The organism is Enterobacter sichuanensis, assembly GCF_002939185.1.
GTDB classification, from domain to species: domain Bacteria; phylum Pseudomonadota; class Gammaproteobacteria; order Enterobacterales; family Enterobacteriaceae; genus Enterobacter; species Enterobacter sichuanensis.
In genome coordinates this window covers 1-11946 of record NZ_POVL01000012.1, presented here as the reverse complement: position 1 = coordinate 11946, position 11946 = coordinate 1, and the positions used below count along the sequence as shown (strand labels likewise).

General features: G+C 55.0%; 11 protein-coding genes and 2 tRNA genes. 1 reads left to right on the top strand and 12 read right to left on the bottom strand.

Annotated features, from left to right (window positions below; translation table 11 throughout):
- Positions 1-38: 38 nt before the first annotated feature.
- The 10 genes from rihA to miaB form a co-directional block, all read right to left on the bottom strand.
- Entirely contained in the window at positions 39-980 is a 942-nt protein-coding gene (gene rihA / locus C5687_RS07605; protein WP_104556681.1) for a pyrimidine-specific ribonucleoside hydrolase RihA, read from the bottom strand.
- A gap of 121 nt (positions 981-1101) precedes the next feature.
- Positions 1102-1827: an amino acid ABC transporter ATP-binding protein gene (locus C5687_RS07600; protein WP_008501046.1), complete on the bottom strand. Its 726-nt coding sequence runs from the start codon at positions 1825-1827 to the stop codon at positions 1102-1104.
- A complete protein-coding gene (gene gltK / locus C5687_RS07595) occupies positions 1824-2501 on the bottom strand; it encodes a glutamate/aspartate ABC transporter permease GltK (protein ID WP_025756342.1) in 678 nt (225 codons plus the stop codon). The genes C5687_RS07600 and gltK overlap by 4 nt, the downstream gene beginning before the upstream one ends.
- The gene (locus C5687_RS07590) at positions 2501-3241 is read right to left on the bottom strand and encodes an amino acid ABC transporter permease (protein ID WP_104556680.1); all 741 of its coding nucleotides are present in this window, start codon (positions 3239-3241) and stop codon (positions 2501-2503) included. The genes gltK and C5687_RS07590 overlap by 1 nt, the downstream gene beginning before the upstream one ends.
- A 155-nt stretch (positions 3242-3396) precedes the next feature.
- Positions 3397-4302: an amino acid ABC transporter substrate-binding protein gene (locus C5687_RS07585; protein ID WP_008501049.1), complete on the bottom strand. Its 906-nt coding sequence runs from the start codon at positions 4300-4302 to the stop codon at positions 3397-3399.
- 399 nt (positions 4303-4701) lie between these two features.
- Positions 4702-6240: an apolipoprotein N-acyltransferase gene (gene lnt, locus C5687_RS07575; protein ID WP_104556678.1), complete on the bottom strand. Its 1539-nt coding sequence runs from the start codon at positions 6238-6240 to the stop codon at positions 4702-4704.
- 5 nt (positions 6241-6245) lie between these two features.
- On the bottom strand, positions 6246-7124 hold the full coding sequence (gene corC / locus C5687_RS07570) for a CNNM family magnesium/cobalt transport protein CorC (protein WP_025756344.1): 879 nt from the start codon (positions 7122-7124) through the stop codon (positions 6246-6248).
- Positions 7125-7213: 89 nt separating this feature from the next.
- The gene (gene ybeY / locus C5687_RS07565) at positions 7214-7681 is read right to left on the bottom strand and encodes an rRNA maturation RNase YbeY (protein WP_008501052.1); all 468 of its coding nucleotides are present in this window, start codon (positions 7679-7681) and stop codon (positions 7214-7216) included.
- A complete protein-coding gene (locus C5687_RS07560; RefSeq protein ID WP_025756345.1) occupies positions 7678-8724 on the bottom strand; it encodes a PhoH family protein in 1047 nt (348 codons plus the stop codon). Before C5687_RS07560 ends, ybeY begins: the two co-directional genes overlap by 4 nt.
- A 163-nt stretch (positions 8725-8887) precedes the next feature.
- Positions 8888-10312, bottom strand: coding sequence for a tRNA (N6-isopentenyl adenosine(37)-C2)-methylthiotransferase MiaB (miaB, locus tag C5687_RS07555; protein WP_025756346.1), 1425 nt, complete (start codon positions 10310-10312; stop codon positions 8888-8890).
- 135 nt (positions 10313-10447) lie between these two features.
- On the opposite strand from miaB, the gene ubiF reads away from it, so the two are divergent.
- Positions 10448-11623: a 3-demethoxyubiquinol 3-hydroxylase gene (ubiF, locus tag C5687_RS07550; RefSeq protein WP_104556676.1), complete on the top strand. Its 1176-nt coding sequence runs from the start codon at positions 10448-10450 to the stop codon at positions 11621-11623.
- A 96-nt stretch (positions 11624-11719) separates the two neighbouring features.
- Here ubiF and C5687_RS07545 read toward each other — a convergent pair.
- Together C5687_RS07545 and C5687_RS07540 are read right to left on the bottom strand one after the other, a co-directional pair.
- A tRNA-Gln gene (locus tag C5687_RS07545) sits at positions 11720-11794 on the bottom strand.
- 36 nt (positions 11795-11830) lie between these two features.
- A tRNA-Gln gene (locus C5687_RS07540) sits at positions 11831-11905 on the bottom strand.
- Between the last annotated feature and the right edge of the window lie 41 nt (positions 11906-11946).

Genomic DNA, 11946 nt, shown 5'->3' with positions numbered 1-11946 from the left:
GCGCCCCTCTCCCGTGGGAGAGGGTTGGGGTGAGGGCATCAGGGCTCACTGTAGTAAGCCAGCCTCTCCGCCAGCAAATCCACAAACGCCTGTCTGTCAATATCCACCATCACCGTTGTATTCGGTTTATTCCCCGTCAGCGAGTAGTAGTCCACTACCGTCATGCCCTGGGTATATTTCCCCTGTGTCTCAACACCTACCCATCGGTCCACCGTGGTAAATATCTCCGGCTTTAACAACCAGGCGATCGTGCAGGGGTCATGCAGCGGTGCGCCGTGGAATCCCCACTTCTCGGCTTTGTGATACTCCATAAAGAAGTCGAGCAGCTCAGCCACGGTTGTGGCGACCGGGTTACCCACGGAACGGAATCGTTCAATATCGTCGGCCATAATCTGCGCGCGGTGGGTAACGTCCAGCCCTGCCATCACAATCGGTAAACCGGACTGGAAGACGATCTCTGCCGCTTCCGGGTCGACAAAAATGTTGAACTCAGCGGACGGCGTCCAGTTACCAAGCCCCATCGCCCCGCCCATGATGACGATACGGGCAATTTTGCCGTGCAGTTCCGGATGGCTGTTCAACAGCAGCGCGACGTTAGTTTGCGGTCCCGTTGCCACCAGGGTGACGGGTTCCGCGCTCTCACGCAGCACCTTTGCCATCAGCTCTACGGCGGTACAGTTTTGCGGCGTGAAGCCCGGCTCCGGCAGCGCCGGACCGTCCAGGCCACTTTCACCGTGCACGTTATCCGCAATAATTAATTCACGCATCAGGGGCTTGAGAGCGCCGCCAGCGACAGGAATATCCGTGCGGTTAAGCAGCGTCAGCATGCGCAAAACGTTACGCAGGGTTTTATCCGGCGTCTGGTTTCCGGCAGAAGAGGTGACGGCTTTGACGTCGAGCTCAGGGGAGGCAAGTGCAAGGACGAGCGCGATCGCGTCATCATGACCCGGGTCGCAATCGAAAATAATAGGTTGTGCCATAGCGTTCTCCATTCATAGCGTTATTTTGTGACAAGGTTAACGCTGCAATGGGACACACGACGAGAAGAAGTGAGCGAAAGCGTGAGGCAGTGCGCAATCCGCAGATTGCGCACTGAGAAGATTAGTGCAGGATTTTCGCGAGGAAATCTTTCGCACGTTCTGATTTCGGGTTAGCGAAGAACTCCTCTTTCGGTGAGTCTTCTACGATCTTCCCTTCATCCATAAAGATCACGCGGTTGGCCACTTTACGGGCGAAGCCCATCTCATGGGTTACCACCATCATGGTCATCCCTTCATGCGCCAGCTCAACCATAACGTCCAGCACTTCGTTGATCATCTCCGGATCGAGGGCCGACGTAGGTTCGTCAAACAGCATCGCCACAGGATCCATGCACAGCGCGCGGGCGATCGCCACACGCTGCTGCTGACCGCCAGAAAGCTGTGCCGGGAATTTATCGGCATGGGCCGCGAGCCCAACGCGTTCCAGCAGTTTCAGGCCTTTCTCGCGCGATGCTTTTTTATCACGCTTAAGCACTTTCACCTGCGCCAGGGTCAGGTTCTCAATAATGGAGAGGTGAGGGAACAGCTCAAAATGCTGGAACACCATCCCAACGTGAGAGCGAAGCTGAGCGAGGTTGGTTTTCTTGTCGTTAACTTTGGTGCCGTTGACCACGATCTCACCCTGCTGCACCGGCTCCAGTCCGTTGACGGTTTTGATCAGCGTCGATTTACCGGAACCGGACGGTCCGCACACCACCACCACGTCGCCTTTTTTCACTTCGGTGGAGCAGTCGGTCAGCACCTGAAAGTGCCCATACCATTTAGAAACATTTTTCAGGGAAATCATTGTACCGTCCTTTTCTTCAGCCAGCTGACCAACAGCGACGCGCTTAAACTAATCACAAAATAGACCGCTCCCGCGAAGAGCACCATCTCGACCTGCGTACCATCACGTTCACCGATGGTGGACGCGGTACGGAAGAAGTCTGCCAGACTCAGCACGTAGACCAGGGAGGTATCCTGGAACAATACGATACCCTGGGTCAGCAGGAGTGGAACCATGGCGCGAAACGCCTGCGGCAGAATAATGAGCTGCATGGACTGCCAGTGCGTCATCCCCAGTGCCAGCGCGGCGCTGGACTGTCCACGGGAGATACTCTGAATGCCCGCACGGATAATCTCTGAATAGTAGGCGGCCTCAAACATCGAGAACGCCACCATCGCGGAGATCAGGCGGATATCGGTTTTCGGTGACAGCCCCAGCACGTTTTGCAGGAAGCCGGGCACAATCAGATAAAACCACAGCAGCACCATCACCAGCGGGATGGAACGGAAAACGTTGACGTAGGCGGTTGCAAACCAGGCGAGCGGCTTAAAGCTCGACAGGCGCATGACGGCCAGCAGGGTACCCCAGACGATACCGACGATGATGGCAATAAGCGTGATTTTTAAGGTAATCACCAGGCCATCAAGCAGGTATGGCATAGAGGGAACGATAGAACTCCAGTCAAACTCGTACATTATTTGCCCCCCATATTGCCCGGCAGGCGAATTTTGCGTTCAACCAGGTTCATCACCAGCATGATGAAAGCGTTAATCAGAACATACGCGAGCGTGATTGCGGTGAAGGATTCCCACGCGTGCGCGGAGTAATCCAGCAGCTTGCCCGCCTGAGCCGCCATATCGACCAGACCGATGGTTGAGGCGATGGCCGAGTTTTTCACCAGGTTCATCATCTCAGAGGTCATCGGTGGGACGATCACGCGGTAAGCGTTAGGCAGCAGCACGTAACGGTAGGTTTGCGGCAGGGTTAACCCCATCGCCAGGCCCGCATTTTTTTGTCCACGGGGTAATGACTGAATGGCGGCACGCACCTGCTCACAAACGCGCGCAGCGGTAAACAGCCCCAGACACATCATTGAGGAGACAAAGAACTGTACATTCGGATCCAGTTCCGATTTGAACCACATGCCAATATTTTCAGGCAGCAGTTCCGGGATAACCAGATACCAGGTAAAGAATTGCACGATGAGCGGAACGTTACGGAACAGTTCCACGTACATGGTGCCCAGTGTTGAAAGGAAACGGTTAGGGACGGTACGCAGAATACCGAACAGCGAACCGACAAGAAACGCGATAATCCACGCTGTTATCGATAATGCCACGGTAACCTGAAATCCGCTCCACAGCCAGCCAAGATAGGTGGTGTTGCCGAACGGGGCTTGTTGCAGGAATATGCCCCAGTTCCAGTCGATTGACATAATAAACTCCAGAAAAAAAAGGGTAGCAGCGCTACCCTCGAAGATTGGTGAGAAGCTCATTTTTCGTGCTGAGTGGGGAACGACCACTCAACGTATAGTCTGTCCGTGCTTCCCGACAATCGAGAGGGCAGGAGATCCCGCCCCTGTTGTTCTAATTAGTTAAGAGCTTTGTCATTGGGTGATTTGAACAGGGCCTTCATGTCGTCGGACAGTTCAAAGTTCATGTTCAGGTTTTTTGGTGGAATCGGGTTCTTGAACCATTTGTCGAACCATTTTTCCGCTTCACCGGAGGTTTGCACCTGGGCGATGGTGTCATCGATCAGCTTTTTGAACTGCGGATCGTCTTTACGCAGCATACAGCCGTAGGCTTCTTTCGACTGCGCGGTACCGACGATATCCCAGTTGTCCGGTTTCTTCGCTTTTGCACGCTCGCCCGCCAGCAGGGCGTCGTCCATCATAAACGCGACGGCACGACCACTTTCCAGGGTACGGAAGGAGTCGCCATGGTCTTTAGCGCTGATGATGCGCATATCCATTTTCTTCTCGTCATTCAGCTTGTGCAGCAGCACTTCTGAAGTGGTACCGGAGGTGACCACGACCGCTTTCCCTTTCAGGTCAGCGAAGTCTTTGATCTCACCGCCTTTCTTCGTCAGCAGGCGGGTGCCCACAACAAAGATGGTGTCCGAGAAGGCTGCCTGTTTCTGACGCTCGAGGTTGTTGGTGGTGGAGCCACACTCAAAATCAAAGGTGCCGTTTTGCAGCAGTGGAATACGGTTCTGTGAAGTGATTGGGATCAGCTTCACCTGCAGGTCAGGTTTGTTCAGCTTTTTCTTCACAGCTTCAACGATGGCGTTGGAGTAATCCTGTGAATAACCTACGACTTTTTGCGTGTTGTCGTAGTAAGAGAACGGGACAGAAGATTCACGGTGGCCGACCACGATCACGCCGTTTTTGGCAATCTTGTCGAGAGTGCTGCCGGCTGCCGGCGCATCTTCAGCGTGGACCACGCCAGCAGACATTCCCATCACCAGCATTGCTGTGGCCAGTTTACGTAATTGCATACCCAACTCCTTCTTATCAGCGCCAGTGACGCATTGATACCCATTGTGATGTTGTTATATCTCGCGCGATGCGAGTGCAGTGTTATGCAAGCTTGTTAACATTTAGTCTGGCTTAATGTAAAGATTTTGCTGCGTTATTGTTTATTTTTGCGAAGCGCGCCGCACCATTCAGAGGCAAATATCTCCCGTTGCACCGTTTCGGTGCTACCGGTGATCTACGCTGGTGCGACAAAGTTGCACATTAAGCCAAACTGCGTTTACCTGAATAAACAAAGCAATAGGCGTGCCAGAAATGAATTCGGAGAGGATTGTCGGGTGGCGGCTACGCCTTACCCGACCTACGGGAGCAAAAATGTAGGCCGGGTAAGCATCAGCGCCACCCGGCAACAGAAGGTAAGGTTATTTACGACGCTGACTCAGACTCATCAACACGGCGCCAAAGCCAAACAGCGCGGTCAGGATCCACAGTGGCCAGTTGCCGGTACGCGCATATGGCGTTAACCCGGTCGTTGGCGTGACTGTCGTGGTCAGCACTTCACGGGTGAACTGAGGGATCATGGCCTGAATTTCACCCTGCGGTCCAATAACGGCGGTAATGCCGTTATTGGTGCTGCGCAGCAGTGGACGCGCCAGCTCCAGGGAGCGCATGCGCGCCATCTGGAAGTGCTGCCACGGGCCAATCGACTTACCGAACCATGCATCGTTAGAGATGGTCAGCAGGAAGTCCGTGTCCGGACGGAAGTTATCCCGCACCTGTTCGCCGAGAATGATTTCGTAGCAAATGGCCGCCGTCAGAGCAAAGCCGTGCGCGTGCAGCTGGGGCTGAACGTATGGCCCGCGGCTGAAAGAGGACATCGGCAGGTCAAAGAAGGGGGCCAGCGGACGCAGAATCGACTCCAGCGGAACAAACTCACCAAACGGTACCAGGTGATTCTTGTTATACCGGTCAGTCGAGTGGTAACTGTATTCGCTGTCTTTACCGAGCGTAATGATGGTGTTGTAGGTGTCGTAGCGGTTCTGCTGGTTCAGACGCGCATCCACAATGCCGGTAATCAACGTACTGCCGCGCGCGAGCAGCAGATCGTTCATCATGTTCAGAAACGGCTGCTGGTTGAGTTCCAGATCGGGGATCGCCGACTCCGGCCAGATAATCAGCTGTGATTTTCCCATCACCTCTTCGGTGGCGTTGGCGTAAATCTTAAGCGTATTCAGCAGCTCTTTCTCGTCCCACTTCATGGACTGCGGGATATTTCCCTGCACCATGGAAACCTGCATGGCACGCCCGGGCTCGGGCGTGAACCACTGGATATAGCGCAGCGGGAAAGGCAGGGCGAACAATACGAGCGCCACCACCAGCGGTTTCCAGCAGCGCGTGACCAGCGCCAGTACCAGCAGGCCGCTGATCACCATCAGCAGGAAGTTGATGGCTTCAACGCCCATCACCGGCGCCAGGCCTTTTAGCGGGCCGTCAATTTGACTGTAGCCGAACTGCAGCCACGGGAAGCCCGTCAGTACCCAACCGCGCAGGAACTCGGTGAGTTGCCAGACCACGGGCGCGGCAATGGCGACGCGTAGCCAGCTGGTTTTTGGCCACAGGCGAGAAAGGATGCCCGCGAACAAACCGGTATACAGTGAGAGGTACGCGGCTAGCAGTACCACCAGGAAGACATTAACAGGGCCTGGCATACCGCCAAACTGGGCGATGCTGACATAGACCCAGTTGATGCCTGAGCCAAACAGCCCCAGCCCCCAGAAGTAGCCGATGGCGGCAGCCTGGACGGGACGACGATTCAGGGTTAAACCCTGTAGTCCCATCAGGGAGAGGATGGCCGCAGGCCAGATATCGTAAGGAGAAAAAGCCAGCGTACCGCTGGCTCCGAGTAACAGCGCCAGCAGCAAAAGGACGCGCTGGCGTTCAAACAGTGGGGCAAATGCCATTTACATTACTCTTCCAGTTTTGGCACCGGTGAATCGTCCGGCGTTCTGACGTGAACCTGTATAATACGTCGGCTGTCGGCCATGGCCACTTTGAACTGGTAACCGTCGATGTCAACGGTCTCACCGCGCGCCGGAAGATGACCAAAGGCCTGCATTACCAGCCCGCCAATGGTATCCACCTCTTCATCGCTGAAGTGGGTCCCGAAGGCGTCATTGAAGTCTTCGATGGAGGCCAGCGCACGCACGGTCCAGGTGTGGCGGCTGAGCTGACGGAAGTCGATATCTTCCTCTTCGTCATACTCATCTTCGATTTCGCCGACAATCAGCTCAAGAATATCTTCGATCGTGACCAGACCGGAAACGCCACCAAATTCATCAATAACAATCGCCATGTGGTAACGCTGAGAGCGGAACTCTTTCAGCATCCGATCCACACGTTTACTTTCCGGCACAACCACGGCCTGGCGTAACACTTTTTCCATGCTGAAAGCTTCGGCATCGCTGCGCATAAACGGCAGCAGATCTTTCGCCATCAAAATCCCTTCGATGTGATCTTTGTCTTCGCTGATGACCGGGAAACGCGAGTGGGCGGATTCGATGATCACATCGAGGCACTCGTCCAGCGTCTGGTTGCGTTTCAGGGTAATCATCTGTGACCGGGGGATCATGATATCGCGAACGCGCTGGTCGGCGATGTCCATAACCCCTTCGAGCATTTCGCGCGTATCTTCGTCGATAAGGTCGTTCTGCCCGGAATCACGAATCAGCTCCAGCAGTTCATCACGGTTTTTCGGTTCGCCGTGGAAAAGCTGGTTCAGAATGAGGGAGAAAAATCCCTTTTTACTGGTTGTCGTGTCGCTACTGTGTGAATTGTCGTCGCTCATGGCGTTTGTTAAGGGTTCTCTTGTTAGTTCAACGTTTACCGCCACGCAATCTCCTTTCGTGGCGGCATGTTAGTCAGTCAGATGACGGACTATTCTTTCTCGGCAATGTACGGATCCTCATAGCCCAGAGCAAGCATTATCTCTGTCTCAAGGGACTCCATCTCTTCCGCTTCGTCGTCTTCAATATGATCGTAGCCGAGCAGATGCAGGCTGCCATGGACCACCATATGCGCCCAGTGGGCTTCCAGCGGCTTTTGTTGCTCTTTGGCTTCCTGTTCAACCACCTGACGGCAGATGATCAGATCGCCCAACAGCGGCATCTCGATACCCGGCGGAGCTTCGAACGGGAAAGAGAGCACGTTGGTTGGCTTATCTTTCCCGCGGTAGGTCAGGTTAAGCTCGTGGCTTTCTGCTTCATCCACCAGACGAATCGTGACTTCTGATTCTTCCTGAAACTGGGGGATAACGGCATCCAGCCATTTCTGAAACTGTGCCTCATCTGGCATGCCGGAATTATCTTCACAGGCCAGCTGTAAATCGAGGATCACCTGACTCATTTCTGTTCTTGCTCCTGCGCTTCGCGCTTACGTTCTGCGGCCAGTTCGGCCTTACGCTTCTGATCTGCCTCTTCCCAGGCTTCATAGGCGTTAACGATACGCGCGACCACCGGGTGGCGTACCACGTCTTCACTGTGGAAGAAGTTAAAGCTAATTTCGTCGACTTCGGCCAGCACTTCGATGGCGTGGCGCAGACCCGATTTGGTGCTGCGCGGCAGGTCGATCTGCGTCACGTCACCGGTAATGACTGCCTTCGAGTTGAAGCCGATACGCGTCAGGAACATCTTCATCTGTTCGATGGTGGTGTTCTGGCTCTCATCAAGAATGATGAACGCGTCGTTGAGCGTACGGCCGCGCATGTAGGCGAGCGGGGCCACTTCTATTACGTTACGCTCAATGAGCTTCTCGACTTTCTCAAAGCCCAGCATCTCGAACAGCGCGTCGTACAGCGGGCGCAGGTAAGGATCAACCTTCTGGCTTAGATCGCCGGGCAGGAAGCCCAGTTTCTCGCCCGCTTCCACAGCCGGACGGGTCAGCAGAATACGGCGAATCTCCTGGCGCTCCAGCGCATCAACCGCGGCGGCAACGGCCAGATAGGTTTTCCCCGTACCCGCCGGACCAACGCCGAAGGTGATGTCATGGTCAAGAATGTTGGCGATGTACTGCGCCTGGTTTGGTGTCCGCGGCTTGATGACGCCACGTTTGGTCTTAATGTTAATGGCCTTGCCGTAGTCCGGCACGCTTTCCGCGCTCTGCTCAAGCACGCGCGCCTCTTTAATGGCGAGGTGGATCTGTTCCGGTTCGATATCCTGAATTTCGCCGCGCATCGGGGCGGTATCGACATACAGGCTACGCAGAATGTCCGCGGCGGCGTTGACGCAGATAGGGCGTCCGGTAAGTTTGAAATGATTATCGCGACGATTGATTTCGATACCCAGACGTCGCTCCAGTTGTTTGATGTTGTCATCAAACGGCCCGCACAGGCTCAGCAGGCGAGCGTTGTCTGCGGGCGTCAGGCTAATTTCACGCGTATCTATGTTCAAACTGTTCCTCATTGATTGGTTAACTGATCCGTTGCGACAGGACGTAATAAAACGGTCATTACCGAAATTATTCACGCCACAGAATAAAGGCGCAAGCGTTGCGGATGATATTGGGGACGATGAGAGGAAATACAAGGCCTGCCGAAGAGGCAGGCCTGAAGGATTAAGGCTGGTAAATTCCCACGCCAGAATCATTTTCTTTGCGGGTACGGGAAATCACAGATTCTGGTGACTCTGCAATACGCAGGCCCATCTCATCTTCGGTACGTACTACTTTCGCACGCAGCGAGTTGGTCAACACTTCAACAATCTCGACATCCACAAATTTACCGATCATGTCCGGGGTACCTTCAAAGTTGACCACGCGGTTGTTCTCGGTACGTCCGGAGAGTTCCATGATGCTCTTGCGCGAGGTGCCTTCCACCAGAATACGCTGGACGGTGCCGAGCATGCGGCGGCTCCAGGCGTTGGCCTGCTGGTTAATGCGCTCCTGCAGAATGTACAGACGCTGTTTTTTCTCTTCTTCCGGTACATCGTCAACCATATCGGCCGCAGGGGTGCCAGGACGCGGTGAGAAGATGAAGCTGTAGCTGACGTCAAAATTCACTTCGCCGATGAGCTTCATGGTGCGTTCGAAGTCATCAGCGGTTTCGCCAGGGAAGCCGACAATAAAGTCAGAGCTTATCTGGATATCCGGGCGGGCTTCACGCAGCTTACGGATGATGGATTTGTACTCCAGCACCGTATGCGGACGGCCCATCAGGTTCAGCACGCGATCGGAACCGCACTGAATCGGCAGGTGCAGGAAACTCACCAGTTCCGGCGTATCGCGGTAAACGTCAATGATGTCGTCGGTAAATTCCATCGGATGGCTGGTGGTAAAGCGAATACGGTCGATGCCGTCAATCGCGGCCACCAGACGCAGCAGTTCGGCAAAGCTGCCGGTGGTTCCGTCGTAGTTCTCACCACGCCAGGCGTTAACGTTCTGACCCAGCAGGTTGACTTCGCGAACGCCCTGGGCGGCAAGCTGTGCAATTTCAAACAGGATGTCATCTGCCGGGCGGCTGACCTCTTCACCACGGGTATACGGCACCACGCAGTAAGTACAGTATTTGTTGCAGCCTTCCATGATAGAGACGAACGCGGTCGGGCCATCGGCGCGCGGCTCTGGCAGACGGTCAAATTTTTCGATCTCCGGGAAGCTGACGTCAACGACCGGGCTACGATCGCCGCGCACCTTGTTGATCATTTCAGGCAGGCGGTGCAGGGTCTGAGGGCCAAAGACAATATCCACATACGGGGCTCTCTGGCGGATCAGCTTACCTTCCTGCGACGCAACGCAGCCACCCACGCCGATGATCAGGTCCGGATTTTTTCGTTTAAGAAGTTTCCAGCGGCCTAACACGTGAAAGACTTTTTCCTGCGCTTTTTCGCGAATTGAACAGGTATTTAGCAGCAGCACATCGGCTTCTTTCGCATTTTCAGTCAGCTGGTATCCGTGGGTGGTGTCCAGCAGATCGGCCATCTTGGATGAATCGTATTCGTTCATCTGACAGCCCCAGGTTTTTATATGGAGTTTTTTAGTCATCGACTTGCTCAGCTCAGGATTGCAAGCCGCGTATTGTAATGCTTTGGTGGGGTTGTGACCAGTATGAAGGTTATGTGTCTCATGACCGAAAAAATCCGGTAAACTTAAGGGATTCTGCAATAAGGAAAATTGACCATGACACTCCTACACACCGAAGTTGCCGTTGTCGGCGGCGGTATGGTCGGCGGCGCGCTGGCGCTGGGGCTGGCGCAGCAGGGATTTGAGGTAACGGTAATTGAACAGGCAGCGCCTGGGCAATACGATCCGGCGGCCAAACCGGATGTACGCATCTCCGCGATCAGCGCAGCGTCCGTTGATCTGCTGCGCGGGCTGGGCGTCTGGGAGTCGGTGCTGGCGATGCGCGCCCATCCTTACAGCCGTCTTGAAACCTGGGAGTGGGAAAATGCCCACGTCGCGTTTGATGCCGCTGAGCTGAAGTTACCGCGCCTGGGTTATATGGTGGAAAATAACGTGCTCCAGCGGGCACTCTGGCAGGCGCTGGAGGCGCACCCGAAGGTGACGTTGCGTGTGCCTGCGTCGCTGAAGGCGCTGCATCCTCACGAGAGTGGCTATGTGCTGACGCTCGACAGCGGCGATGAACTGGCCGTGAAGCTGGTCGTCGGGGCCGATGGTGCTAACTCGCAGGTCAGGCAGATGGCGGGTATCGGGGGGCACGCCTGGCAGTACGAGCAGTCCTGTATGTTGATCACCGTTCAGTGTGAGAATGCGCCGGGAGAGAGCACCTGGCAGCACTTTACCCCGAATGGTCCGCACGCCTTCTTACCGCTGTTCGATAACTGGGCGTCGCTGGTGTGGTACGACAAACCGGCGCGCATTCGCCAGCTGCAGGGGCTTTCAATGGAGCAATTGCAGCGGGAAATTCATCTGAACTTCCCGAGCCGTCTGGGCAATGTTATGCCGGTTGCCGCAGGGGCGTTCCCGCTCACGCGGCGTCACGCATTGCAGTATGCCAGAGAAGGGCTGGCGCTGGTGGGCGATGCGGCACATACCATTCATCCGCTGGCCGGGCAGGGGGTAAATCTGGGGTATCGCGACGTCGATGCGTTACTGGATGTGCTGGGCAGCGCCCGCGGGCATGCGGAGAACTGGTCCAGTCATCAGGTCCTGAAGCGTTATCAGACGCGCCGTATGGCGGATAACTTTATCATGCAGTCGGGAATGGATCTGTTCTATGCCGGGTTCAGCAATAACATAGCGCCGGTGCGTATCTTGCGTAACATTGGTTTGATGGCGGCGGAACGCGCCGGCGGCTTGAAGCGTCAGGCGCTCAAATACGCCCTGGGACTCTAATCTTTTTTCCCTCTCCCGTGGGAGAGGGCATCAGACCGCACTATTCTGAGCAACAAAAACAAAAAAGCCCGCAGAGCGGGCTTTTTTGTGACTAAGTGGCTGGGGTGCAGGGATTCGAACCCCGGAATGCTGGTATCAGAAACCAGAGCCTTACCGCTTGGCGACACCCCAATTGCGTTAAACAGACTGCTTAACGACTTTTTAAATTGGCTGGGGTACGAGGATTCGAACCTCGGAATGCCGGAATCAGAATCCGGTGCCTTACCGCTTGGCGATACCCCAACAATTTTTTTCATTACCGAAATCAATCGATAATCTAAATT